At 62.5% G+C, this 26,231-nt stretch carries 23 protein-coding genes; 11 read left to right on the forward strand and 12 right to left on the reverse strand.

All coding sequences use genetic code 11. The features are described from left to right. Positions 1-67 precede the first annotated feature (67 nt). From rseP to rpsB, 8 genes are all read right to left on the reverse strand, one after another. Positions 68-1,420 (reverse strand): RIP metalloprotease RseP, encoded by a 1,353-nt coding sequence (rseP, locus tag KW568_RS22930; protein ID WP_004574728.1) that lies wholly within the window; start codon positions 1,418-1,420, stop codon positions 68-70. 72 nt (positions 1,421-1,492) lie between these two features. After that, on the reverse strand, positions 1,493-2,683 hold the full coding sequence (gene ispC, locus KW568_RS22935) for a 1-deoxy-D-xylulose-5-phosphate reductoisomerase (RefSeq protein WP_004574729.1): 1,191 nt from the start codon (positions 2,681-2,683) through the stop codon (positions 1,493-1,495). Further along, a complete protein-coding gene (locus tag KW568_RS22940; protein WP_003252301.1) occupies positions 2,680-3,495 on the reverse strand; it encodes a phosphatidate cytidylyltransferase in 816 nt (271 codons plus the stop codon). Before KW568_RS22940 ends, ispC begins: the two co-directional genes overlap by 4 nt. Continuing rightward, positions 3,495-4,250 (reverse strand): polyprenyl diphosphate synthase, encoded by a 756-nt coding sequence (gene uppS / locus KW568_RS22945; RefSeq protein ID WP_003252299.1) that lies wholly within the window; start codon positions 4,248-4,250, stop codon positions 3,495-3,497. The genes KW568_RS22940 and uppS overlap by 1 nt, the downstream gene beginning before the upstream one ends. 15 nt (positions 4,251-4,265) lie before the next feature. Next, entirely contained in the window at positions 4,266-4,823 is a 558-nt protein-coding gene (gene frr / locus KW568_RS22950) for a ribosome recycling factor (RefSeq protein WP_003252296.1), read from the reverse strand. Then, positions 4,820-5,563, reverse strand: a complete 744-nt coding sequence (gene pyrH / locus KW568_RS22955) for a UMP kinase (RefSeq protein WP_003252294.1) — start codon at positions 5,561-5,563, stop codon at positions 4,820-4,822. The genes frr and pyrH overlap by 4 nt, the downstream gene beginning before the upstream one ends. A gap of 181 nt (positions 5,564-5,744) precedes the next feature. Then, on the reverse strand, positions 5,745-6,608 hold the full coding sequence (tsf, locus tag KW568_RS22960; protein ID WP_003252290.1) for a translation elongation factor Ts: 864 nt from the start codon (positions 6,606-6,608) through the stop codon (positions 5,745-5,747). 185 nt (positions 6,609-6,793) lie between these two features. Next, positions 6,794-7,531 (reverse strand): 30S ribosomal protein S2, encoded by a 738-nt coding sequence (rpsB, locus tag KW568_RS22965; RefSeq protein WP_259536899.1) that lies wholly within the window; start codon positions 7,529-7,531, stop codon positions 6,794-6,796. Positions 7,532-7,877: 346 nt separating this feature from the next. Here rpsB and map point away from each other — a divergent pair, with 346 nt between their 5' ends. The 3 genes from map to dapC are packed head-to-tail and all read left to right on the forward strand — an operon-like array spanning position 7,878 to position 12,631. After that, positions 7,878-8,660, forward strand: coding sequence for a type I methionyl aminopeptidase (gene map / locus KW568_RS22970; protein ID WP_003252286.1), 783 nt, complete (start codon positions 7,878-7,880; stop codon positions 8,658-8,660). A 41-nt stretch (positions 8,661-8,701) separates the two neighbouring features. Next, positions 8,702-11,404 carry a [protein-PII] uridylyltransferase gene (locus tag KW568_RS22975; RefSeq protein WP_003252283.1) on the forward strand — a complete coding sequence of 901 codons (2,703 nt, stop codon included), beginning with the start codon at positions 8,702-8,704 and terminating at the stop codon, positions 11,402-11,404. A gap of 30 nt (positions 11,405-11,434) precedes the next feature. Further along, positions 11,435-12,631, forward strand: coding sequence for a succinyldiaminopimelate transaminase (dapC, locus tag KW568_RS22980; protein WP_004574730.1), 1,197 nt, complete (start codon positions 11,435-11,437; stop codon positions 12,629-12,631). Between the two features lie 41 nt (positions 12,632-12,672). Here dapC and KW568_RS22985 read toward each other — a convergent pair. Next, a protein-coding gene (locus tag KW568_RS22985) for an IS3 family transposase (RefSeq protein ID WP_085983016.1) occupies positions 12,673-14,027 on the reverse strand; the annotation gives its coding sequence in 2 pieces (ribosomal slippage) (positions 12,673-13,551 and positions 13,554-14,027; 1,353 coding nt in all). Positions 14,028-14,184: 157 nt separating this feature from the next. Next, positions 14,185-15,831 carry a Na+/H+ antiporter gene (locus KW568_RS22990; RefSeq protein WP_004574731.1) on the reverse strand — a complete coding sequence of 549 codons (1,647 nt, stop codon included), beginning with the start codon at positions 15,829-15,831 and terminating at the stop codon, positions 14,185-14,187. Between the two features lie 834 nt (positions 15,832-16,665). Here KW568_RS22990 and KW568_RS22995 point away from each other — a divergent pair. From KW568_RS22995 to KW568_RS23010, 4 genes are all read left to right on the forward strand, one after another. After that, entirely contained in the window at positions 16,666-17,013 is a 348-nt protein-coding gene (locus KW568_RS22995; protein WP_003252272.1) for an ArsC family reductase, read from the forward strand. Positions 17,014-17,044: 31 nt separating this feature from the next. Continuing rightward, on the forward strand, positions 17,045-18,079 hold the full coding sequence (dapD, locus tag KW568_RS23000) for a 2,3,4,5-tetrahydropyridine-2,6-dicarboxylate N-succinyltransferase (protein WP_259536906.1): 1,035 nt from the start codon (positions 17,045-17,047) through the stop codon (positions 18,077-18,079). 81 nt (positions 18,080-18,160) lie between these two features. Further along, positions 18,161-19,366 carry a cysteine desulfurase gene (locus tag KW568_RS23005; RefSeq protein WP_054889496.1) on the forward strand — a complete coding sequence of 402 codons (1,206 nt, stop codon included), beginning with the start codon at positions 18,161-18,163 and terminating at the stop codon, positions 19,364-19,366. Continuing rightward, positions 19,363-19,773 carry a SufE family protein gene (locus tag KW568_RS23010; RefSeq protein WP_054889495.1) on the forward strand — a complete coding sequence of 137 codons (411 nt, stop codon included), beginning with the start codon at positions 19,363-19,365 and terminating at the stop codon, positions 19,771-19,773. Before KW568_RS23005 ends, KW568_RS23010 begins: the two co-directional genes overlap by 4 nt. A gap of 108 nt (positions 19,774-19,881) precedes the next feature. Here the strand turns inward: KW568_RS23010 and tcdA are convergent, their stop codons facing one another. Further along, entirely contained in the window at positions 19,882-20,691 is an 810-nt protein-coding gene (tcdA, locus tag KW568_RS23015; RefSeq protein WP_003252264.1) for a tRNA cyclic N6-threonylcarbamoyladenosine(37) synthase TcdA, read from the reverse strand. Positions 20,692-20,810: 119 nt separating this feature from the next. On the opposite strand from tcdA, the gene KW568_RS23020 reads away from it, so the two are divergent. The 4 genes from KW568_RS23020 to KW568_RS23035 all read left to right on the forward strand — a co-directional run bounded on the left by KW568_RS23020 (position 20,811) and on the right by KW568_RS23035 (position 25,889). Beyond that, positions 20,811-23,402 carry a glycosyltransferase gene (locus tag KW568_RS23020; protein ID WP_003252262.1) on the forward strand — a complete coding sequence of 864 codons (2,592 nt, stop codon included), beginning with the start codon at positions 20,811-20,813 and terminating at the stop codon, positions 23,400-23,402. A 128-nt stretch (positions 23,403-23,530) separates the two neighbouring features. Beyond that, positions 23,531-24,682 carry a succinyl-diaminopimelate desuccinylase gene (dapE, locus tag KW568_RS23025; protein WP_004574734.1) on the forward strand — a complete coding sequence of 384 codons (1,152 nt, stop codon included), beginning with the start codon at positions 23,531-23,533 and terminating at the stop codon, positions 24,680-24,682. Beyond that, positions 24,682-25,494 carry a putative RNA methyltransferase gene (locus tag KW568_RS23030; protein WP_003252259.1) on the forward strand — a complete coding sequence of 271 codons (813 nt, stop codon included), beginning with the start codon at positions 24,682-24,684 and terminating at the stop codon, positions 25,492-25,494. Before dapE ends, KW568_RS23030 begins: the two co-directional genes overlap by 1 nt. Before the next feature lie 17 nt (positions 25,495-25,511). Further along, entirely contained in the window at positions 25,512-25,889 is a 378-nt protein-coding gene (locus KW568_RS23035; RefSeq protein WP_003252257.1) for a hypothetical protein, read from the forward strand. Positions 25,890-26,011: 122 nt separating this feature from the next. Here the strand turns inward: KW568_RS23035 and KW568_RS23040 are convergent, their stop codons facing one another. Further along, positions 26,012-26,221: a cold-shock protein gene (locus tag KW568_RS23040; protein WP_003252255.1), complete on the reverse strand. Its 210-nt coding sequence runs from the start codon at positions 26,219-26,221 to the stop codon at positions 26,012-26,014. Positions 26,222-26,231 lie beyond the last annotated feature (10 nt).

A 26,231-nucleotide genomic window follows, 5' to 3' on the forward strand; every position in this document is an offset into this window, starting at 1 on the left:
CTTTTATTCCAACTGGCAATAAACAACCTGCCGTCACAAAACGGCAGGTTCGCAATTGAGCGAAGCTTTATAGTCGACCCAGATCGTTGATCAGGGCGAGCAACATCACCCCTATGACCAAACTGATACCGATCTGAACCCCCCAACCTTGCACCCGATCCGACAGCGGACGACCGCGCGCCCACTCGACCAGGTAAAACAGCAAATGCCCCCCGTCCAGTACTGGAATGGGCAGCAGGTTAAGAACCCCCAGGCTTATGCTCAGGTAGGCCAGGAAATTCAGGAAATCCCCCACGCCGGACTGGGCTGAAGCGCCCGCCACTTTAGCAATGGTTATCGGTCCACTCAAGTTTTTTACCGAGAGCTCCCCGAACAGCATTTTCTTCAGCGATTCAAGGGTCAGGACGCTCATGTTCCAGGTACGCGACAAGCTCTCACCCACCGCATCCAGCGGGCCGTAGCTGATTTCGCGGAGCATGTTGGCAGGCCATTCGCCACCTTTGACGCCAGCGCCAAGATAGCCACCGACGGCCTTGCCCTCCCCCTTGCGGGCCAAGGTCACCGGCAACTCCAGGGCAGCGCCATCGCGCTCCACTCGCACCACGACCTTGGCATCCGGGCGGGCGCGCACGCGGTCGACAACCTGCTGCCATTCAGTCACTGCCACATCGTCCAGAGCCAGCAGCTTGTCACCGGTTTTCAGGCCCGCAGCGGCAGCCGGCCCCTTCGGATCGATCTCGGCCAGCACCGGGGTGATCGCCGGGCGCCAAGGGCGCAGCCCCAGGGATTGAATCGGGTCCGGCTCGTCGGCGCCCTTGAGCCAACTGTCCAGCTTGACCTGCAGCTGACGCTCGGCGCTGGCGCCCTCATCGCGCACACCAATCTGCAAGGTACCGCTCTCGCCCAGACGACGAACCAGCTGCAAATTGACCGCCGACCAACCGTTGGTCGGCTTGCCATCTACAGAAACGATTTCCTGACCTGCGGTCAGCCCTGCAGATGCTGCCAGGCTGCCACTGTCGACCGCGCCGATAACCGGGCGGACTTGCTGGGTACCCAGCATCGCCAGCACCCAGAAAAACAGGATAGCCAGCAGAAAATTGGCGATCGGGCCTGCCGCGACAATCGCAATACGCTGGCGCACCGACTTGCGGTTGAACGACTGCCCGGCCAGCGCCGGCGGCACATCGCCTTCGCGCTCGTCGAGCATCTTGACGTAGCCACCCAGAGGAATGGCCGCAACAACGAACTCGGTGCCGTGGCGGTCATGCCACCGCAGCAGCGGCGTGCCGAAACCCACCGAGAAACGCAGCACCTTGACGCCGCAGCGGCGCGCCACCCAGAAGTGCCCGAATTCGTGGAAAGTGACCAGCACACCCAACGCCACGAGGGTGCCGATAATCATGTAGAGCGCTGTCATGTCCATCTCCGAATGATGTTCAGCGGGCGGGCATTCCTGCCCAGCCCCCTCACGAACCTTGGCGGGGCTGCATCAGCGGCCGTGACGCCTCAACCACTCACGGGAAAGCTCCCGGGCACGCTGATCGGCGGCAAATACCGCATCCAGCGACGGCAGCGGCACGACCGGTTCCTGGTCGAGTACCTGTTCGATCATACCCGCGATCTCCGGGAAGCGGATGCGCCGTTCAAGAAATGCCTCGACCGCAACCTCGTTGGCCGCATTGAGCACGGCAGGTGCGCTGTTGCCGGCCTCGGCAGCCTGCCGCGCAAGGCGCAGGCAAGGGAAGCGTTGTTCGTCGGGCGCCTGGAAATCCAGACGGGCGATGGCGAACAGGTCCAGAGGGGCAACCCCGGAATCGATCCGCTCCGGCCAGGCCAACGCGCTGGCGATCGGCGTACGCATGTCCGGGTTACCCAACTGCGCGAGTACCGAACCGTCCACGTAGTCGACCAGCGAGTGGATTACGCTCTGCGGGTGCACCACCACCTCAACCTTGGATGGCACGGCATCGAACAACCAGCAGGCTTCGATCAACTCGAGGCCTTTGTTCATCATGCTGGCCGAATCCACGGAAATCTTGCGCCCCATGGACCAGTTAGGGTGCGCACAGGCTTGCTCCGGGGTCACGTCCAGCAGCGCCTCGACCGGCGTTTCGCGGAACGGCCCGCCGGACGCGGTAAGCAGGATCCGGCGCACACCGACGGCACTCAGACCACGGGCGTAGTCGCCTGGCATGCACTGGAAGATAGCGTTGTGTTCGCTGTCGATCGGCAGCAGCACGGCCCCTTTTTGCCGCACCGCCTCCATGAACAGTGCGCCCGACATCACCAGTGCTTCCTTGTTGGCCAGCAACACCTTCTTGCCGGCCTCGACCGCTGCCAGCGTGGGCCGCAGGCCGGCAGCACCGACAATGGCTGCCATCACTGCATCCACTTCAGCGGCCGACGCCACCTGACAAAGCCCGGCCTCACCTTCCAGCACCTCGGTGGTGCAGCCGGCCGCAGCCAGACCCGCACGCAACCTCACCGCCGCCTCAGTGCTCGGCACCACAGCGAATGCCGGGCGATGACGCACACATAAGGCCAACAGCTCGTCGATGCGCGAATAGCCAGTGAGGGCAAACGCTTGATAACGGTCAGGATGACGCGCAATCACATCCAGCGTGCTCAGGCCAATGGAGCCGGTGGCCCCGAGTACGGTAATACGCTGCGGGCGACTCACATCACACCCCATTCGGCAGCCCACAACAGGACGGCGAAGATCGGGATTGCCGCCGTCAGGCTGTCAATGCGATCGAGCACACCCCCATGCCCGGGCAACAGATTGCTGCTGTCCTTGATACCGGAGCGACGCTTGAACATGCTCTCGGTCAGGTCACCGACCACCGAGGACATCACCAGCAACGCAGCGCCCAACAGGCCCAGCAGGATCTGACCAAAGCCCCAGTCGCGGCTGATGCCGACACCCAGGGTAATCAACAGGCTGACCGCCAGGCCACCGTACACGCCTTCCCAGCTCTTGCCCGGACTGACCTGCGGAGCCAGCTTGCGCTTGCCGAATGCCCGGCCAGAGAAGTACGCACCGATGTCGGCGGCCCACACCAGCACCATGACGGACAGGATCAGCCAGTTGCCCAGGGGCCAGTGCTTGAGCAGCACCAACCCTTGCCAGGCCGGCAGCAACACCAGCAGGCCGATCAGCAACCGACAGGCAGCACTGGCCCACAGGTCGCTGCTGCGCGGGTAGGTAAGCACCAGCCAGGTGGCCAGCCCCCACCAGATCACCGCAGCGCCCAGTACCCAGGGCGCCAGTTCCGGAAGGATGTACAGCAGCATCAGCGCCCCCGCGACCACCGCTGCATAGGCAATGCGCAGCGGCTGGGCCATCAGCCCGGCCAGGCGCGCCCACTCCCAGGCACCGAGGGTCACTACGAAGCCGATGAACAGGGCGAAATCCCCGCCATTGAGCAGGAAGAAACCACCCAGCGCGACCGGCAGCAGGATCAGCGCAGTAATGATGCGTTGTTTAAGCATTAAGCACGAGCTCCAGCCTCGACCTGCTCGCTGGTCTTACCGAAGCGGCGCTGGCGCGAAGCGAAATCGGCCAGGGCATTGCGCATGGCCTCGTGTTTGAAGTCCGGCCAGTAGAGGTCGGAGAAGTACAACTCGGCATAGGCCAGCTGCCACAACAGGAAATTGCTGATGCGGTGCTCGCCACCGGTGCGAATACAAAGGTCTGGTAACGGCAGCTCGCCGGTTGCCAGACAGGTCTGCAGCAGGCCCGGCGTGATGTCTTCCGGGCGCAGGTGCCCGGCTTGCACTTCCCGCGCCAGCCGCTGGGCAGCCTGGGCGATGTCCCACTGGCCACCGTAGTTGGCTGCTATCTGCAGAATGAAACGGTTGTTGCCAGCGGTCACCGCCTCGGCCTCGCGCATGGCGGCCTGCAGCTCAGGATGGAAACGCGAACGGTCGCCGATGATGCGCAGGCTGATATTGTTCTCGTCAAGGCGCTTGGCCTCACGGCGCAGCGCCGAGAAGAACAGCTCCATCAGCGCACCGACCTCTTCGGCAGGGCGCTGCCAGTTCTCGCTGGAGAAGGCGAACAGGGTCAGTACCTCGACCCCGGACTTGGCACAGACTTCGATGACCGCGCGAACGGCATCCACACCCGCCTTGTGCCCGGCCACGCCGGGCAGCAGGCGCTTTTTCGCCCAGCGGTTGTTGCCATCCATGATGATCGCGACATGACGCGGCACCGAGGACGGCGCCGCTGGCTTGGTCTTTTCCATTAAAAAACCCCGGCCTTAGACGGCCATCAGGTCCTTTTCCTTGGCTTTGAAGGCAGCATCGACTTCGGCGACGAACTTGTCAGTCAGCTTCTGGATCTCGTCCGCGGCGCGACGCTCTTCGTCTTCGCTGATTTCCTTGTCCTTGGTCAGCTTTTTCAGGTCAGCCAGGGCGTCGCGGCGCACGTTGCGCACGGCTACCTTGGCATCCTCGGCAACACCGCTGGCCTGCTTGGTGTAGCCCTTGCGGGTTTCCTCGGTCAGGGCCGGCATCGGGACACGGATGGTGGTACCGGCGCTGGACGGGTTAAGGCCCAGATCGGAGGTGAGGATGGCCTTTTCGATGGCAGCGCTGAGATTCTTGTCGTGAGCGACGATCTTCAGGGTGCGGGCATCTTCGACGGTGATCGCGGCGACCTGGTTCAACGGCATTTCGCTGCCCCAGGCGGTAACCTTGACGCTGTCCAGGATGCTTGGGTGAGCGCGACCGGTGCGGATTGCAGCCAGGTTGCGGGACAGGGCTTCGATGGACTTGCCCATGCGCTCCTGCGCGTCTTTCTTGATGTCGTTGATCATGCTTGGCCTTCCTCGATCAGTGTGCCTTCAGCGCCACCCACCACGATGTTCAGCAGGGCGCCAGGCTTGTTCATGTTGAATACCCGCAATGGCATCTTGTGGTCACGGCACAGGCAGATTGCGGTCAGGTCCATCACACCCAGCTTGCGATCCAGAACCTCATCGTAGGTCAGGTGATCGAATTTCTCGGCATGCGGGTCCTTGAATGGATCGGCAGTGTACACGCCATCGACCTTGGTCGCCTTCAGCACCACGTCAGCATCGATTTCGATGGCGCGCAGGCAGGCCGCGGAGTCGGTGGTGAAGAACGGGTTGCCGGTACCGGCGGAGAAAATTACCACATCCCCGGAGTTGAGGTGACGAATAGCTTTGCGGCGATCGTAATGATCGGTGACACCCACCATGGAAATGGCCGACATGACCAGGGCCGGGATGTTCGAGCGCTCCAGCGCATCGCGCATGGCCAGGCCGTTCATCACGGTAGCCAGCATCCCCATGTGGTCACCCGTGACGCGATCCATGCCGGCTGCGCTGAGCGCGGCGCCGCGGAACAGGTTGCCACCACCGATCACCAGGCCGACCTGGACGCCGATCCCTACCAACTGGCCAACTTCAAGCGCCATGCGATCCAGCACTTTCGGGTCGATCCCGAAGTCTTCCGAGCCCATCAGGGCCTCGCCGCTAAGTTTGAGCAAAATGCGTTTATAGCGAGGTTGGCGACCACTCACCTGCTGAGCCATTGCGAGTCTCTCCTGCGGCGTACTTTTAGAAAATTCGTGCGGGCTGTTTGCAGCCTGCTAACTGTAGCGTGGCACCGCTTCGGTGCCAGCGAAGAGGGAGTCGTATAAACCCCTCTCCGTTTTGACAAAGAGGCTGCGCGCGTGAGCGGGCAGCCTCTTTGGGGCGACAGACGGGGCTGTCTTACTGCTTGGCAGCAGCTACCTGAGCGGCAACTTCAGCAGCGAAGTCGTCGACTGGCTTCTCGATGCCTTCGCCTACTTTGAAGTAGGTGAAGGAAACGATTTCAGCACCGGCTTTCTTGGCCAGCTCGCCAACCTTGACTTCCGGGTTCATGACGAAGGCTTGCTCTTTCAGCGAGGCTTCGGCTTTGAACTTGGTGATACGACCGTTGATCATGTTCTCAACGATGTTTTCCGGCTTGCCGGCGATCTTGTCGGCGTTCAGCTGCAGGAAGACATTCTTCTCGCGCTCGATGGCCTCGGCGGAGATTTCCGACGAATCCAGGAACTCAGGGTTCGAAGCCGCAACGTGCATGGCGATGTTCTTCGCCAGCTCCACGTCACCGCCTTTCAGAACGACGACAGCGCCGATCTTGTTGCCGTGCAGGTAGGCACCGACAACGTCACCCTCAACGCGCACCAGGCGACGGATGTTGACGTTCTCGCCGCACTTGGCAACCAGGGCTTCACGAGCAGCTTCACGCGAGGCGATCAGCGGAGCGGCGTCGGTCAGCTTCTGGGCGAAGGCTTCTTCGAGGCTTTCAGCCACGAAGTTCTTGAAGTCGTCTTGCAGGGCCAGGAAGTCGGTCTGCGAGTTCACTTCCAGCAGGACGGCGGATGTACCGTCGGTCTTGACGGCGATAGCGCCTTCAGCAGCGACGTTGCCAGCCTTTTTGGCGGCCTTGATGGCGCCCGAGGCACGCATGTCGTCAATGGCTTTCTCGATGTCGCCGCCGGCCTTTTCCAGGGCCTTTTTGCAATCCATCATGCCTTCGCCGGTACGCTCGCGCAGTTCTTTTACCAGCGCTGCAGTAATTGCTGCCATTTCAAAATCCTCTTGGAAAGTTTTTCAACCATTCCACCCGTCAATCACGGGCGTTCAATTCTGCAAATCCGCTGTTTTCATTTCAGCAGGCCCATGATGCGGGGCCGATGCTGACAGCAGGATTTCAAGGTGGCAAAAAGGGGGCAAAGCCCCCTTTTTGCGTGCCAAGTAGACGCTAGCGCCTATTACTCAGCAGCAGGTGCAGCCGTTTCTTCAGCGTAAACTTCGGTGCCGCCGGCAACGTTGTTGCGGCCGCGGATGACTGCGTCAGCCATCGAAGTCATGTACAGCTCGATAGCGCGAATGGCGTCATCGTTACCTGGGATGATGTAGTCAACACCTTCCGGGCTGCTGTTGGTATCGACAACGCCGATAACCGGGATACCCAGCTTGTTGGCTTCGGTGATCGCGATGCGCTCGTGATCAACGTCGATAACGAACAGAGCGTCTGGCAGACCGCCCATGTCCTTGATGCCGCCCAGGCTGCGATCCAGTTTTTCCAGGTCGCGGGAGCGCATCAGGGCTTCTTTCTTGGTCAGCTTGGCGAAAGTGCCGTCTTCGGCCTGGGTTTCCAGGTCGCGCAGACGCTTGATCGAAGCGCGGATGGTCTTGTAGTTGGTCAGCATGCCGCCCAACCAACGGTGGTCAACGTACGGCGAACCGCAACGAGCTGCTTGCTCGGCGACGATCTTGCCGGCGGAACGCTTGGTGCCGACGAACAGGATCTTGTTCTTGCCCTGGGCCAGGCGTTCTACGAACGACAGAGCGTCGTTGAACATTGGCAGGGTTTTTTCCAGGTTGACGATGTGGATCTTGTTACGCGCGCCGAAAATGTACTTGCCCATTTTCGGGTTCCAGTAACGGGTCTGGTGGCCGAAGTGCACACCGGCCTTCAGCATATCGCGCATGTTGACTTGGGACATGATAGTTCCTTGATAAGTCGGGTTGGGCCTCCACGTATCCCAATGACCAACCCGCGAATTCTGCAACTCGGGGCACCCAGGTCATCGTGTCGACACGTGTGTGGGTTAAGTGCTGACGGGGTCGTCCCCGAAAGCGGCGCATTTTATACCACAGACCGCGAGCGAACGGAACCCGGATACTGTTGCGTCTGTCAGCACTTTTTGCAGCACCCCGGCTTTCGCGCCAGAATGCCAGCTGTAGACAACAGCATGACCGCCTTTATCCCGACCGATCGGCGCCCTGCTCTGCTAGAATCCGGCCTTTCCCGTTTGTTCGCGCCGTGCACGGCGCCGTAGAGAGCCTGTAATGACCGTCACCATCAAGACCGCAGAAGACATCGAGAAGATGCGCATCGCTGGCCGCCTGGCCGCCGAAGTGCTGGAAATGATCGAAGAACACGTCAAGCCCGGTGTCACCACCGAAGAGCTCGACCGCCTGTGCCACGATTATATCGTCAACGTTCAGCAGGCCATCCCGGCACCGCTCAACTACAAGGGCTACCCGAAGTCGATCTGCACCTCGATCAACCATGTGGTCTGCCACGGCATCCCCAACGACAAGCCGCTCAAGGACGGTGATACGCTCAATATCGACGTCACCGTGATCAAGGACGGCTACCACGGCGACACCAGCCGCATGTTCCACGTCGGTAACGTGCCGGTCTGGGCCGAGCGCCTGTCCAAGGTCACCCAGGAATGCATGTACAAGGCCATCGAGCTGGTCAAGCCGGGCTGCCGCCTGGGCGACATCGGTGAAGTGATCCAGAAGCACGCGGAAAAGAACGGCTTCTCGGTGGTGCGCGAGTTCTGCGGTCATGGCATCGGCAAGGTGTTCCATGAAGAGCCGCAGATCCTCCACTACGGCCGCGCGGGCACGGGCATGGAGCTGAAGGAAGGCATGACCTTCACCATCGAGCCGATGATCAACCAAGGCAAGGCCGACACCAAGGTGCTGGGCGACGGCTGGACCGCCATCACCAAGGACCGCAAGCTCTCGGCCCAGTGGGAACACACTTTGGTGGTGACTGCGACTGGCTACGAGATCTTCACCCTGCGCAAGGACGACACCATCCCGCGCACTTCGGCCTGACCGCACTCCGACAGGCCACCCCACGACAGGAACGTGACGCGATGCCCCAGGTGGATCCCGAGCTGTTCGACCGTGGCCAGTTCCAGGCGGAACTGGCCCTCAAGGCGAGCCCCATCGCCGCCTTCAAGAAAGCCATCCGCCTGGCCGGCGAGGTGCTCGACAAACGTTTTAGCGCCGGCAGCGACATCCGCCCGCTGATCGAGGCCCGCGCCTGGCTCGTCGACAATATCCTGCAACAGGCGTGGAACCAGTTCGACTGGGGCGACCAGAGCGGCATCGCCCTGGTTGCGGTGGGCGGCTACGGGCGCGGTGAACTGCACCCGCACTCGGACATCGACCTGCTGATTCTGCTGGGCGCTGCCGAGCACGAGCAGTACCGCGACGCCATCGAGCGCTTTCTGACCTTGCTGTGGGACATTGGCCTGGAAGTCGGCCAGAGCGTGCGCACCGTCGACGAGTGCGCCGAACAGGCCCGCGCCGACCTGACGGTGATCACCAACCTGATGGAAAGCCGCACCATCGCCGGCCCCGAGGCCTTGCGCCAGCGCATGCTGGAAGTCACCAGCACCGCGCACATGTGGCCGAGCAAGGAGTTCTTCCTGGCCAAGCGCGCCGAACTCAAGGCCCGCCACCACAAGTACAACGACACGGAGTACAACCTCGAACCCAACGTCAAGGGTTCGCCAGGTGGCCTGCGTGACATCCAGACGGTCCTTTGGGTGGCCCGCCGCCAGTACGGGACGCTCAACCTGCATGCACTGGCCGGCGAAGGCTTCTTGCTGGAAAGCGAGAATGAACTGCTGGCTTCGTCCCAGGACTTCCTCTGGAAAGTCCGTTATGCCCTGCACATGCTGGCCGGACGCGCCGAAGACCGCCTGCTGTTCGACCACCAGCGCAGCATCGCCACGCTGCTGGGCTACAGCGATGAAAACCCCAAGCGGGCGATCGAACAATTCATGCAGCAGTACTACCGGGTGGTGATGAGCATCAGCCAGCTGTGCGACCTGATCATCCAGCACTTCGAAGAGGTTATCCTCGCCGATGAGGAAAGTGGCAGCACCCAGCCGCTGAACGCGCGGTTCCGCCTGCATGACGGCTACATCGAGGCCGCCCATCCGAACGTGTTCAAGCGCACGCCATTCGCCATGCTGGAAATCTTCGTACTGATGGCCCAACACCCCGAGATCAAGGGCGTGCGTGCCGATACCGTGCGCCTGCTGCGCGAACACCGCCACCTGATCGACGACACGTTCCGCACCGACATCCGCAATACCAGCCTGTTCATCGAGCTGTTCAAGTGCGAAATCGGCATCCACCGCAACCTGCGCCGGATGAACCGCTACGGCATTCTCGGCCGTTACCTGCCAGAGTTCGGCCTGATCGTCGGGCAGATGCAGCATGACCTGTTCCACATCTATACGGTCGACGCGCATACCCTCAACCTCATCAAGCACCTGCGCAAGCTGCAATACACGCCGGTGTCCGAGAAATTCCCGCTGGCCAGCAAGCTCATGGGGCGCCTGCCCAAACCCGAGCTGATTTACCTGGCCGGCCTGTACCACGACATCGGCAAGGGTCGCCAGGGCGACCACTCGGAAATCGGTGCAGTGGACGCGCAGAAGTTCTGCGAACGGCACCAGTTGCCGGCCTGGGACAGCCGCCTGATCGTCTGGCTGGTGCAGAACCACCTGGTGATGTCGACCACCGCTCAGCGCAAGGACTTGTCCGACCCGCAGGTGATCAACGACTTTGCCCTGCACGTGGGCGACGAGACGCGCCTTGACTACCTGTACGTACTGACCGTGGCCGACATCAACGCCACCAACCCCAGCCTGTGGAACTCGTGGCGGGCCAGCCTGCTGCGCCAGCTGTACACCGAAACCAAGCGCGCCCTGCGCCGCGGCCTGGAAAACCCGCTGGACCGTGAAGAGCAGATTCGCCAGACCCAGTCTTCAGCGCTGGATATCCTGGTGCGCGAGGGCACCGACCCGGATGACGTCGAGCAGCTATGGGCGCAACTGGGCGATGACTATTTCCTCAAGCACACCGCCGCCGACGTGGCCTGGCACACGGATGCGATCCTGCAGCAACCGGCCGATGGCGGGCCGCTGGTGCTGATCAAGGAAACCACCCAGCGCGAGTTCGAAGGCGGCACGCAGATCTTCATCTATGCCCCCGACCAGCACGATTTCTTCGCCGTGACGGTGGCGGCCATGTCGCAGTTGAACCTGAACATCCACGACGCACGGATCATCACGTCGAGCAGCCAGTTCACCCTCGACACCTATATTGTGCTGGACAACGACGGCGGCTCGATCGGCGACAACCCGCAGCGGGTCAAGCAGATTCGCGACGGCCTGACAGAAGCGCTGCGCAACCCCGAGGACTACCCGACCATCATCCAGCGCCGGGTGCCGCGGCAGCTCAAGCACTTCGACTTCCCGCCGCAAGTGACCATCCTCAACGATGCCCAGCGGCCGGTGACCATCCTCGAAATCACCGCGCCAGACCGCCCGGGCCTGCTGGCCCGGCTGGGGCGGATCTTCCTGGAGTTCGACCTGTCACTGCAAAACGCCAAGATCGCCACCCTCGGCGAGCGGGTAGAAGACGTGTTCTTCATTACCGATGCCGACAACCAGCCGCTGTCAGACCCGCAGCTGTGCAGCCGCCTGCAGGAAGCCATCGTGCAGCAACTGCAGGCCGGCCAAGGTAGCGACACCAGCCAGACCCGCGTGACCTTTTAACGATTAGACGATTGACGAGACCTTGCGCCGATGAACCATGCCTTGACCCAGCTTCAGCCCTATCCGTTCGAAAAGCTTCGCGCCCTGCTGGGCAGCGTGAAGCCTGCGGCGGACAAACGCGCCATCGCCCTGTCGATCGGTGAGCCGAAGCACGAATCGCCGGCGTTCGTTGCCCAGGCCATGGCCGACAACCTCGACAAGCTGGCGGTTTACCCCAGCACCCTTGGTTTGCCAGCCCTGCGCCAGGCCATCGGCCAGTGGTGCGAACGACGCTTTGGCGTGCCCGCCGGCTGGCTGGACGCCGACCGCCACATCCTCCCGGTCAACGGCACCCGTGAAGCGCTGTTCGCTTTCACCCAGGCCGTGGTCAACCGCGCCGATGACGGCCTGGTGATCAGCCCCAATCCGTTCTACCAGATCTACGAAGGCGCAGCGCTGCTGGCCGGTGCCACCCCGCACTACCTGCCGTGCCTGGAAAACAACGGTTTCAACCCGGACTTCGACGCCGTACCGGCCGAGGTGTGGAAGCGTTGCCAGATCCTGTTCCTGTGCTCGCCGGGCAACCCTACCGGTGCGCTGGTGCCAATGAACACCCTGAAGAAGCTGATTGCCCTGGCTGACGAACACGACTTCGTGATCGCCGCCGACGAGTGCTACAGCGAGCTGTACTTCGACGAGGATGCGCCACCGCCAGGCCTGCTGTCGGCATGCGCCGAGCTTGGCCGCAGCGATTTTGCGCGCTGCGTGGTGTTCCACAGCCTGTCCAAGCGCTCCAACCTGCCTGGGCTGCGCTCGGGCTTCGTCGCGGGCGATGCCCAGATCATCAAGCCGTTTCTGCTGTACCGCACCTACCACGGCTGCGCGATGCCGGTGCAAACCCAGCTGGCCAGCATCGCTGCCTGGCAGGACGAGGCGCATGTGCGCGCGAACCGCGACCAATACCGAGCCAAGTACGATGCCGTGCTGGATATTCTGCAGCCGGTACTGGACGTGCAACGCCCGGACGGCAGTTTCTACCTGTGGGCCAAGGTACCGGGCGACGATGCCGAGTTCACCCGCGACCTGTTCGAAGCCCAGCATGTGACCGTGGTGCCGGGGTCGTACCTGTCGCGTGAAGTGAATGGCGTGAACCCGGGTGCCGGGCGCGTGCGCATGGCCCTGGTTGCACCGCTGGCCGAATGCATCGAGGCGGCCGAGCGGATTCGCACCTTCCTGCAAAACCGCTGATCTGGCAGGGGCCTGGACTGCCCCCCAAAAGTTGGACAGTTTTAAGCTGCAGCCTGAGCCCTGTACTCCACAGGGCTCAGGCCATTGAGCCTCAGCTTGATGCGATCATGGTTGTAGTAGTGAATGTACTCATCCAGACCCGCTCTCAGCTCATCAATGCTCTCGAAACGCTTCAGGTAGAAAAACTCAGACTTGAGCGTGCCGAAGAAGCTTTCCATGGCCGCGTTGTCCAGGCAATTGCCTTTTCGAGACATGCTCTGCTTTACCCCACATTCGCTTAGCTTACGGCGGTATTGCGCCTGCTGGTAATGCCATCCCTGATCCGAATGCAGCACGAGCTTCGGTTTCTCTCCCAGGCAATCGAGCGCTTTGCCAAGCATGTTCCCAACCAGGCTATAGCACGGGCGGCTGGCCATTTCGTAGGCCACGATTTCGCCGTTGTACAAATCCATCACGGGCGACAGATAGAGCTTCTGTTGAGCTACTTTGAACTCGGTTACGTCAGTCACCCACTTTTGGTTTGGGCGTTGAGCGATAAAATTTCGCTCCAGTACATTCGCTGCCACTTTACCGACGGTACCTCGATAGGAGCGATATTTCTTGGGGCGCACTACTGATTTCAATCCCTGCTCAGCCATCAGCCGTTCAATGACCTTCTTGTTCACCCGCTTTTCCTTCCTGATTACGAGTGCGATACGGCGATAACCATAAAGCCCTTTCTGCTCGTGGTAGACGCGATGCACCAATGCCTTGAGCTCAGCATGCCGATCTGGCTTCTGCTGAGCTTTGAGCTGGTAGTAGAAGGTGCTGCGCGCCAGCTCGACCAGTTGAAGGAGGTCAGGCAAAGGAAACCTGCGCTTGAGTTTGGAAACGATCAGGACTTTTTCCCGCGTGTTCGTTCCTTTTCCTCGCGCAGAGCCTTGAGCTCCTTTAGGACAGCATTCTCCATGCGCAGGTACTCAAGTTCAGCCATCAGCTGATCTCGAGACTTCTGATCATCATTGGTATCGGTGGGTTTGGCAGGCTTGATCTTCTTCGACACGTCGATTGGCTTTCTTGGCTTGATGGCAGTAGAGGGTGCAGGACTGCCACTGTAGTACTGCCGCTGCCAAATGCCTATCTGAGAAGACTGCCCAAGACCAAAGTGGGCAGCGGTCTGGCGCAGCGAAAGCCGATGCTCGTGCATATAGCTAAGCACCTGCTGTTTGAAATCACTGGTATAGCGCCGCCCATGCGAGCCTGGACCAATGCCATTATTGGCCTGATAACTGGCCACCCAGCGTCGAAGCAGGCTGAAATCGATACCTAAGTGTTGAGCCACCTTTCGGAAACCGTTGCTGCCATCCAGGTAGGCTGTGATCGCTGTGAGCTTGAATTGCTCGGTGTACTTACCCATAGATCCCCCAAGGGTTGGATTGGTGTCCAACTTCTTGGGGGCAGTCCAGCCTGTGGGAGCGGGTTACCAGCGCGGCACGGCCGGTGCCATTTACCGCGTTGGATTCTTCGCGGGTAAACCCGCTCCTACAGGGGCTGCAACGCAGCCCTCTTGGGATCTACTTGACTGAACCCAGGTTCGCCTCACTCATATCCAGCTCACCCAGTACTTGCCGCACCACCTCATCCCCCACCAGGTGCTGACGATGCAGGTTGTACAGCTCCAACCGCTGCGCCCTCAGGGCACGCAAGCGTAAACGCCGCTCCAGCAAGTCCATCTGTGCGGCCAGGGCCTTGGCTTCGGCACTGTCGTCGTAGCTTTCCAGCTCATCCCGGTATTCAGCCATCAAGCGCGCCTTCAACTCGGTCGCCAACGTTGCCTGCGCAGCATCCTGCGGTGCGTTGCTGTCGATCACCTCTTCTGCCTCCAAGGCATGAATCGCCGCCTCGGCTGTGCGCCGCCAGGCCTCCTGCACCTCTTGGTGCAAGCGCTCGTCAGGGCTCTTGGTCACCCCGCGCAGTAATATCGGCAGCGCGATGCAGGCGCTGATCAACGACAGCAGGATTACCCCCGCAGCAATGAAGATAAGCAGGTCACGCTCCGGGAACGCTGTACCAGCCCCTATCAGCAACGGGATCGACATGACACCCGCCAGGGTGACAGCGCCGCGCACACCCCCCAAGGTCAGCAACCAGCAGGAACGCGCCGTAGGCATCAGCACCAGTGCCGGCTTGCCGCGCCAGCGACGGACCACGCCGATCGAGCGCCAGATACTCTGGACCCAGATGAACCGCAACACAATCAGTGCGGCAAAGATCGCCACCACGTCCAGGCAGCGGTAGGCCAATGTCGGCCAGAGGGTCGCTTCGTGGCTGACCACGGCCTTGATGATGTCTGGCAACTGCAAGCCCAACAACAGGAAGATCAGGCCATTGAAGGCAAACTCCAGCAACGACCACACACTGCGGTTGAGCAGGCGGGTACTGGTCTGACGCGGCAGCAGGTCGAGCCAGCTCTGCATCATGCCGGCCGCCACTGCCGAGAGAATACCCGAAACGCCCAGGCGCTCGGCCAGCACGTAGGCTGCGAACGGCAGCAGCAACATGAACACCACATGGGTAGCCGGATCGTCCCAGCCCCGGGTGATCATCCACATGCGCAGGCGACCGATCAACCAGCTCAGTACCACGCCCACCGCAAGGCCGCCCAGTGCGACCAACACGAAGCTGAAGCTGGCGTCAGCCAACGAAAACACCCCGGTGATCGCCGCCGCCAAGGCGAACTTGAAGGTTACCAGGCCTGACGCGTCGTTCATCAGCGCCTCGCCCTGCAGCATGTGCATCAGGGGAGTGGGCAGGCGGTCCTGGGCAATGGCCGAAACGGCCACGGCGTCGGTCGGCGAAAGCACTGCGGCCAGGGCGAAGGCCACCGGCAACGGGATGCTCGGCAGCAACCAGTGGATGAAGTAACCGGCCCCGACCACGGTGAACAACACCAGCCCCACGGCCAGCGCCACTACCGGGCCACGAATGCGCCATAACTCACGCTTGGGGATGCGCCAGCCGTCGGCGAACAGCAGCGGAGGCAGGAACAGGAACAGGAACAATTCGGGGTCAAGGGCTACATGCAGGCCCAGCGTCGGCCACGCCAGCAAGGCACCGGCGGCAATCTGTACCAGCGGCAATGGCAGCGGGATCACACGGCCGACCAGCTTCGACAGGCTGACCAGGGTCAGCAGGATGAGGACGGTGTAGGCGGACTGCATCCGGTAAGGCTTCCTTTGTGAACCAGAAACGACAACGGGGCGAAACATCGCCATTGAAACAATATGTTAGCGGCGATCGGCGAGCTGGGGCCGCTGCACGATAGTCGCAGGTGGAGGTTGAATATGTAACATGATGATACTTAGGTTTGATGGTAGGGCCTGCCTTGAGTCTTGTAGCGCCTTTGAGATCGAGCGCCGCCAGGTTCCCGGCTTAAGACATTCAGCGCCTGCGAGAACGAGCGCCGCCCGCGCGGCGCTTCGCGGGTAAACCCGCTCCTACGTTTGTTTCGGGCCAGTATCGCCTGTGCCAGACCCGCGCGACCGCCTTGTTTGTACGACGCGATATCGAGGCGTGCGCCAAGAGATCGAGCGCCGCCAGGTTCCCGGCTTAAGAGATTCAGCGCCTGCGAGATCGAGCGCCGCCCGCGCGGCGCTTCGCGGGTAAACCCGCTCCTACATTTGTTTCGGGCCAGTATCGCCTGTGCCAGACCCGCGCGACCGCCTTGTTTGTACGACGCGATATCGAGGCGTGCGCCAAGGCGTTCGCGCGCAAATGCCACAGGCATAACTGGCCCGAAACAAACGTAGGAGCGGGTTTACCCGCGAAGCGCCGCGCGGGCGGCGCTCGATCTCAAAGGCGCTGAATGTCTTAAGCCAGGAACCTGGCGGCGTTCGATCTCAAACGCGCTACAAGACTCAAGGCAGACCTAACCACGCCCCACCAACCCCCAAGACTTGCACACCCGTGGCGCTCCCAGTCTCGTTCCCGCATAATCCCGCGACTGACATCGAAAAACGGAGAGATTGGGGCAACCTGTATCCCCAATGTACACAATGACCTACACGCTCTACGGCATCAAAGCCTGTGACACCATGAAAAAGGCGCGTACCTGGCTCGAAGACAAAGCCATCGCCTACGAATTCCATGATTACAAAACCCAAGGCATCGACCGTGACAGCCTGAACCGCTGGTGCGACGAACACGGCTGGGAAGTCATCCTCAACCGTGCCGGCACCACCTTCCGCAAGCTGGACGACGCCAGCAAGGCAGACCTCGACCAGGCCAAGGCCGTCGAGCTGATGCTGGCCCAGCCGTCGATGATCAAACGCCCGGTGCTCGACCTTGGCGCGCGTACCCTGGTTGGCTTCAAGCCCGACCTGTACGCCGCTGCCCTGGCCTGAGCCCCCACCCTATTTCGCACGAGGTAATCACATGTCCAATACCCTGTTCAGCCTGGCCTTCGGTGTCGGCTCCCAGAACCGCCAGGGCGCCTGGCTGGAAGTGTTCTACGCACAACCGCTGCTCAACCCGAGCGCCGAACTGGTTGCTGCAGTAGCCCCTGTTCTCGGTTACGAAGGTGGCAACCAGGCCATCGCCTTCAGCAACGCCCAGGCCGCACAACTGGCCGAAGCCCTGAAGGGCGTGGACGCTGCCCAGGCCGCCCTGCTGACCCGCCTGGCAGAGAGCCACAAGCCGCTGGTCGCCACCCTGCTGGCCGAAGACGCTGCCCTGAGCTCAACCCCAGAGGCCTACCTCAAGCTGCACCTGCTGTCGCACCGCCTGGTCAAGCCGCATGGCGTAAGCCTGGCCGGTATCTTCCCGCTGCTGCCGAACGTGGCCTGGACCAACCAGGGCGCGGTCGACCTGGGCGAACTGGCCGAGCTGCAACTGGAAGCACGCCTGAAGGGCGAGCTGCTGGAAGTGTTCTCGGTGGACAAGTTCCCGAAAATGACCGACTACGTGGTCCCGGCCGGCGTGCGTATCGCCGACACCGCCCGTGTGCGCCTGGGCGCCTACATTGGCGAAGGCACCACCATCATGCACGAAGGCTTCGTCAACTTTAACGCGGGCACCGAAGGCCCGGGCATGATCGAAGGCCGCGTTTCCGCTGGCGTATTCGTCGGCAAGGGCTCGGACCTGGGCGGCGGCTGCTCGACCATGGGCACCCTGTCCGGTGGCGGCAACATCGTCATCAAAGTCGGCGAGGGCTGCCTGATCGGCGCCAACGCCGGTATCGGTATTCCGTTGGGCAACCGCAACACCGTCGAAGCCGGCCTGTACATCACCGCGGGCACCAAGGTGAACCTGCTGGACGAGAACAACGAACTGGTCAAAGTGGTCAAGGCCCGCGACCTGGCCGGCCAGACCGACCTGCTGTTCCGCCGCAACTCGCTGAACGGCGCGGTAGAGTGCAAGACCCACAAGTCGGCCATCGAGCTGAACGAAGCGCTGCACGCTCACAACTGAGAACCCTGCCGGGTTTGAGGTGTTAAGATCGGGTCTGGCGCCAATGCACCAGACCCGATTTTCATTCCAGGCCTCGCAAACATGTTCCAGCCCTCTCCCTGGCGTGCCGACTTCCCCGCCATCGCCGCCCTGCAACGGCAGCACCAGACCTATCTGGACAGCGCCGCCACCACCCAGAAGCCGCAAGCCTTGCTCGATGCCCTGAGCCATTACTACGGCCATGGCGCGGCCAACGTGCACCGTGCCCAGCATTTGCCCGGTGCGCTGGCGACCCAGGCCTTCGAAACCAGCCGCGACAAGGTCGCCGCCTGGCTCAATGTCGCAGACTCGCGGCAGATCGTGTTCACCCACGGCGCCACCTCGGCACTGAACCTGCTGGCCTATGGCCTGGAGCACCGCCTCGAAGCCGGTGACGAAATTGCCATCAGTGCCCTGGAGCACCATGCCAACCTGCTGCCCTGGCAACAGCTGGCACACCGGCGCAACCTGCGCCTGGTGGTGCTGCCACTGGACGCCCAGGGTCGTATCGACCAGGACCAGGCACTGCAACTGATCGGCCCGCGCACCCGAGTGCTCGCCATCAGCCAGCTGTCCAACGTGCTGGGTACCTGGCAACCGCTGCCAGCGCTGCTGGCCCATGCCCGCGCCCAAGGCGCGCTGACGGTGGTCGATGGTGCCCAGGGCGTGGTGCATGGTCGCCAGGACATGCAGCAACTGGGCTGCGACTTCTATGTATTTTCCAGCCACAAGCTGTACGGTCCGGACGGCGTCGGCGTGCTCTATGGCCGCGCCCAGGCCCTGGAGCTGTTACGCCACTGGCAGTTCGGTGGCGAGATGGTGCAGCTGGCCGAGTACCACAGCGCCAGCTTCCGTCCCGCACCCCTGGGCTTCGAAGCAGGTACGCCGCCGATTGCCGGGGTGATCGGCCTGGGTGCAACGCTGGACTACCTGGCCAGCCTCGATGCCCATGCGGTCGCAGCGCATGAAGCCAGCCTGCACCAGCACCTGCTGCGTGGCCTGGGCGACCGCGAGGGCGTGCGGGTGTTGGGCGCACCGCAGACGGCCCTGGCCAGTTTCGTCATCGAGGGCGTGCACAACGCCGATATCGCTCACCTGCTGACTGAACAGGGCATTGCCGTGCGTGCCGGTCACCACTGTGCCATGCCACTGCTGAAGGGGCTGGGGCTGGAGGGCGCGATACGGGTGTCGCTGGGTTTGTACAACGACAGCGATGACGTGCAGCGTTTCTTCGACGCGCTGGACCAAGGCCTGGAGCTGTTGCGATGAGCCTGCCGAAACAGGCGCACCAAGCGCTGGAAGCGTTTCAACAGGGCAAAGGCTGGGAACAGCGTGCGCGGCTGTTGATGCAGTGGGGTGACCGCCTGGAGCCGCTGGCAGACGCCGAAAAGACCGAGGCCAACCGGGTGCATGGCTGCGAGAGCCTGGTGTGGCTGGTGGCCGAGCAGATCGAGGGCGTGTGGCGGTTCAAGGCCAGCAGCGATGCCCGCTTGTTGCGTGGGCTGCTGGCGCTGTTGCTGGTGCGGGTGCAGGGACTGGCCAGTGAGGAGCTGGCCGGGATTGATCTGCGCGAGTGGTTTACCCAGCTCGGGCTGGAGCGCCAATTGTCGCCGTCGCGCAGCAATGGGCTGCATGCGGTGTTGCAGCGGATGGCGGAGTTGGCGTCCAACCGCTGAATCGGCGCTGGTTGCTTCGCGGGCCTGCCCGCTCCCACAGGTACGGCATCATGCTTGGAAGAGATGCAATACCTGTAGCGGGCGGGCCCGCGAAGACGCCCACGCGGTCTATTCAGGCTTGACCCGTTCCGACGGCCGGCGCGCTCCAGCCACCAGTTTTTCTATCGCCTTGCTCGCCGCTACCATGCCAAAGGTCGCAGTCACCATCATCACCGCGCCAAAGCCACCCGAGCAGTCCAGCCGCACGCCTTCACCGACAAAGCTTTTCTGCAGGCAAACACTGCCATCACCCTTGGGGTAACGCAGCTGTTCACTGGAGAACACGCACGGCACGCCATAGTTACGGCTGACATTACGCGAGAAGTTGTAGTCGCGGCGCAGGGTGGAACGCACCCGTGAAGCCAACGGGTCGTTGAAGGTCTTGTTCAGGTCGGCGATCTGGATCTGCGTCGGGTCGATCTGCCCACCCGCGCCACCGGTAGTGACAATGGCAATCTTGCGCCGCCGACACCAGGCGATCAGCGCCGCCTTGGCCATGACGCTGTCGATGCAGTCGATCACGCAGTCGAGGTGCTCGGTGATGTACTCGGCCATGGTCTCGCGGGTGACGAAGTCGGCCACCGCATGCACCGTACACCCTGGGTTGATCGCCCGCAGGCGCTCGGCCATGACCTCGACCTTGGGCCGCCCCACCTGCCCTTCCAGCGCATGGGCCTGGCGGTTGGTGTTGCTGACGCAGACATCGTCCAGGTCGAACAGGGTAATCTCGCCCACGCCGCTGCGTGCCAGGGCTTCGGCCACCCACGAGCCCACCCCGCCAATACCGACCACAGCCACATGGGCCTGGCCCAGACGTTGCAGCCCCTGGTCGCCATACAGCCGGGCAACGCCGGCAAAGCGTGGATCTTCTGTGCTCATGTTCATACCCCAAAAAACCGGCGCGCATTATATGCCAGTGAACCCTTGGCCTGCATCGTTAGGAAAGAGACTGCCAACCCTGCTTTAATGTCCTATCACTTCCACATGAATGGACGACGATGTCTTCACGTAAATTCGGCCTGAACCTGGTAGTGGTGCTGGCCATCGCCGCACTGTTCACCGGGTTCTGGGCACTGATCAACCGCCCGGTCTCCGCCCCCGCCTGGCCAGAACAGATCTCTGGCTTTTCGTATTCGCCGTTCCGCCTGGGCGAAAGCCCACAGAAGGGTCAGTACCCCACCGACGACGAAATGCGCCAGGACCTGGAGCAACTGAGCAAACTGACCGACAGCATCCGTATCTATACCGTGGAAGGCACTCAGGCTGACATACCGCGCCTGGCCGAGGAGTTCGGCCTGCGGGTGACGCTGGGGATATGGATCAGCCCGGACCTGGAGCGCAACGAACGCGAAATCGCCACGGCCATCCAGCTGGCCAACACGTCGCGCAGCGTGGTGCGGGTGGTGGTCGGCAACGAGGCGCTGTTCCGTGAAGAAGTCACACCGGAAAACCTGATCAAATACCTGGACCGGGTACGCGCAGCCGTGAAGGTGCCCGTGACCACCAGTGAACAATGGCACATCTGGAAGGAACATCCTGAGCTGGCCAGGCACGTCGACCTGATTGCCGCGCACATCCTGCCCTACTGGGAGTTCGTGCCGATGAAGGATTCGGTCGAGTTCGTCCTCGACCGCGCCCGTGAACTGAAGCACCAGTTCCCGCGCAAACCGCTGCTGCTGTCGGAAGTCGGCTGGCCGAGCAACGGCCGCATGCGCGGTGGTGCCGATGCCACACAGGCCGACCAGGCCATCTACTTGCGCACCCTGGTCAATACCCTCAACCGCCGTGGCTACAACTACTTTGTCATTGAAGCCTATGACCAACCCTGGAAGGCCAGCGACGAAGGGTCGGTAGGCGCCTACTGGGGCGTCTACAACGCCGAGCGCCAGCAGAAGTTCAACTTCGACGGCCCCGTGGTGGCGATCCCGCAGTGGCGGGCCCTGGCAGTGGCGTCGGTGGTGCTGGCAATGATCGCCCTGATGGTGCTGTTCATCGATGGCTCGGCCCTGCGCCAGCGTGGCCGTACCTTCCTGACGTTCATCACCTTCCTGTGCGGGTCGGTACTGGTGTGGATCGCCTATGACTACAGCCAGCAATACAGCACCTGGTTCAGCCTGACCGTGGGCGTGCTGCTGGCCCTCGGCGCGCTGGGCGTGTTCATCGTGTTGCTCACCGAGGCCCACGAACTGGCCGAGGCGGTCTGGATACACAAGCGCCGCCGCGAATTCCTGCCCGTGCAGGCCGACAGTGCCTACCGGCCCAAGGTGTCGGTGCATGTGCCGTGCTACAACGAACCACCTGAGATGGTAAAACAGACCCTGGACGCCTTGGCCGCCCTGGACTACCCCGACTACGAAGTGCTGGTGATCGACAACAACACCAAGGACCCGGCCGTGTGGGAGCCACTCAAGGCCCACTGCGAAAAGCTTGGCGAGCGCTTCAAGTTCTTCCACGTCGCGCCGCTGGCCGGCTTCAAGGGCGGTGCGCTGAATTACCTGATCCCGCACACGGCAAAGGACGCCGAAGTGATCGCGGTGATCGACTCGGACTACTGCGTGGACCGCAACTGGCTCAAGCACATGGTGCCGCACTTCGCCGACCCGAAAATTGCCGTGGTGCAGTCACCGCAGGATTACCGCGACCAGCACGAAAGCGCCTTCAAGAAGCTGTGCTACAGCGAATACAAAGGCTTCTTCCACATCGGTATGGTTACCCGCAACGACCGTGACGCGATCATCCAGCACGGCACCATGACCATGACCCGGCGCAGTGTGCTGGAAGAACTGGGCTGGGCCGAGTGGTGCATCTGCGAGGACGCCGAACTGGGCCTGCGTGTGTTCGAGAAAGGCCTGTCCGCCGCCTACGCCCACAACAGCTACGGCAAGGGCCTGATGCCCGACACCTTCATCGACTTCAAGAAACAACGCTTCCGCTGGGCCTATGGCGCCATCCAGATCATCAAGCACCACGCCGGCGCGCTGCTGCGCGGCAAAGGCAGCCAGCTGACCCGTGGCCAGCGCTACCACTTCCTGGCCGGCTGGCTACCGTGGATCGCCGATGGCATGAACATCTTCTTCACCATCGGCGCGCTGTTGTGGTCGGCGGCGATGATCATCGTGCCGCATCGGGTCGATCCGCCCCTGATGATCTTCGCCATCCCGCCGCTGGCGCTGTTCTTCTTCAAGGTCGGCAAGATCATCTTCCTGTACCGCCGAGCGGTGGGGGTGAACCTCAAGGATGCCTTCGCAGCTGCGCTGGCCGGGCTGGCACTGTCGCACACCATCGCCAAGGCGGTACTGTATGGTTTCTTCACCAGCAGCATGCCGTTCTTCCGCACGCCGAAGAACGCTGACAGCCATGGGTTGCTGGTGGCGATTTCCGAAGCGCGGGAAGAGCTGTTCATCATGTTGCTGCTGTGGGGCGCGGCGTTGGGCATCTACCTGGTGCAGGGGCTGCCGAGTTCGGACATGCGCTTCTGGGTGGCGATGTTGCTGGTGCAGTCGTTGCCTTATGTAGCAGCGCTGGTGATGGCGTTCCTGTCGTCGCTGCCCAAGCCCGCAGAAAAGGCTGCCGAAGCGCAGCAGGCTTGAAGTTGCCTGGGCTGACCTGTGCAGCCCATTCGCGGGCATGCCCGCGAATGGGCCGTGCTGCCCGAAACCATTTGATATAAGATAACGCCCCTCAGATTTCCCCGCCTTGCCTTGCCCCGGAGTCCCCCATGACGGCCCCTGCCGAGCTCTCGCCTACCCTTCAACTGGCCTGCGACCTGATCCGTCGCCCCTCGGTCACCCCCGTCGACGCCGATTGCCAGGCGCAGATGATGAACCGTCTGGGCGCCGTCGGTTTCCAGCTGGAGCCGATGCGCATTGAAGACGTCGACAACTTCTGGGCCACCCACGGCAGCCAGGACGGCCCGGTACTGTGTTTTGCCGGCCACACCGACGTGGTGCCTACCGGCCCGGTCCAGCAATGGCAGCATGAACCCTTCGAGGCACTGATCGACGCCGACGGCATGCTCTGTGGCCGTGGCGCCGCCGACATGAAGGGCAGCCTGGCGTCCATGGTCATCGCCAGCGAGCGCTTCGTGCAGGACTACCCGAACCACCGCGGCAAGGTCGCGTTTCTGATCACCAGCGACGAGGAAGGCCCGGCTCACCACGGCACCAAGGCGGTGGTCGAGCGCCTGAAAGCGCGCAACGAGCGTTTGGATTGGTGCATCGTCGGCGAACCGTCCAGCACCACCTTGCTGGGTGACGTGGTCAAGAACGGTCGCCGTGGTTCGCTGGGCGCCAAGCTGACCATACGCGGCAAACAGGGCCATGTGGCCTACCCGCACCTGGCGCGCAACCCGATCCACCTGGCCGCCCCGGCCCTGGCGGAACTGGCTGCCGAGCACTGGGACGAAGGCAATGCGTTCTTCCCGCCAACCAGCTTCCAGATCTCCAACCTCAATTCCGGCACCGGCGCCACCAACGTGGTCCCGGGCGAGCTGACCGCGCTGTTCAACTTCCGCTTCTCTACCGAGTCCACCGTCGAAGGCCTGCAGGCCCGAGTGTCGGCGATTCTCGACAAGCATGAACTGGACTGGTCGGTCGACTGGGCACTGTCGGGCCTGCCGTTCCTGACCGAACCAGGCGAGCTGCTCGACGCCGTGGCGGCCAGCATCAAGGGCGTCACCGGTCGCGATACCCAGCCCTCCACCAGCGGCGGTACCTCCGATGGCCGCTTCATCGCAACCATGGGCACCCAGGTGGTCGAACTCGGCCCGGTCAACGCCACCATCCACCAGGTTGACGAGCGGATCCTGGCCAGCGACCTCGATCTGCTGACCGAAATCTACTACCAGACCCTGGTCCGGTTGCTCGCCTGATGCTTGCCTGCCCGCTTTGCCAGGCGCCGCTGAGCCGGCTCGATAATGGTGTGGTGTGCCCGGCCGGCCACCGCTTCGACCGCGCCCGCCAGGGTTACCTGAACCTGCTGCCGGTGCAGCACAAGAACAGCCGCGACCCCGGTGACAACCAGGCGATGGTCGAGGCACGCCGCGACTTTCTCGACGCCGGCCATTACGCGCCAGTCGCCCGCCGCCTGGCCGAACTGGCCGCCGAGCGCCAGCCTGGCGCCTGGCTGGACATCGGCTGCGGCGAGGGTTACTACACCGCACAGATCGCCCAGGCCTTGCCGGCCGCCGACGGCTATGCGCTGGACATCTCCCGCGAAGCGGTCAAGCGCGCCTGCCGCCGAGCACCGGCGGTCACCTGGATGGTCGCCAGCATGGCCCGCGTGCCGCTGACCGACGCCAGCTGCCAGTTCATCGCCAGCGTTTTCAGCCCGCTGGACTGGGCCGAGGCCAAGCGCTTGCTCAGCCCCGGCGGCGGCCTGATGCGGGTCGGCCCGACCAGCGGCCACCTGATGGAACTGCGTGAAGTGCTCTACGATGAAGTACGCCCTTACGCCGACGACAAGCACCTGGCCCTGGTCCCTGAAGGCATGGCCCATGCACACAGCGAAACCCTCGAGTTCCGCCTGAGCCTGGCCGCGCCCAAGGCCCGTGCCGACCTGCTGGCCATGACCCCACACGGCTGGCGTGCCAGCGCCGAAAAACGTGCCCGGGTGATCGACCAGCCCGAGCCGTTCGAGGTCACGGTTTCCATGCGTTATGACTATTTCGTGCGCCAAGACTGAGCACACCCGGAGCCCTTATGCGTCAACCTGATATCGAGATCTACCTGAAGGACGCCGACGTCGACCACAAGCAGATTGCCGAGTGGCTCGCCCAGGCAATCGGCCCGTGCACCGAGTGGAAGCAGAAAGGCCAAACCTTCAAATGCCAGGCCGGTAACATTCCGGTCACTTGGTTACCCAAGGCTGTAGGGAAATGGAACAGCCTGTACCTGGAAAGCGACCAGACGCCGTGGGCCGACGACGTTGCCTGCGCCCGCGCCGCATTTGCCGCGCTGGGTGTGGAAGTGCGCTGCGCGCCGGGTGGCTGGGTCGAGGAAGACGGGGAAGAAGATGCCGACCGCTGGGTCCGCATCAGCGCCGACGGTGAAGAGGAAATCACCTGGCGTACATCATGAAACGGCAGCCTTGCTCGTTTCTGTAGGAGCGGGTTTACCCGCGAACACGGGCTATGCCCGTGGCAGCCACCGTGGTGGCTGCTTCGCGGGCAAGCCCGCTCCTACGGCTTGAAACCAGAGGCTCAGAGGCCCACTACGTCTTCGGCTTGCAGGCCTTTCTGGCCCTGCACGCAGGCGTACTCCACCCGCTGCCCTTCGACCAGGGTACGATGCCCCTCACCGCGGATCGCCCGATAGTGGACGAACACATCCGCACCACCTTCGCGCTGAATGAAGCCATAACCCTTGGCATCGTTGAACCACTTTACATTCCCAGTCTCACGAGACGACATCTGAACTACT

Source organism: Pseudomonas sp. HD6515 (assembly GCF_024971855.1).
GTDB classification, from domain to species: Bacteria; Pseudomonadota; Gammaproteobacteria; order Pseudomonadales; family Pseudomonadaceae; genus Aquipseudomonas; species Aquipseudomonas alloputida.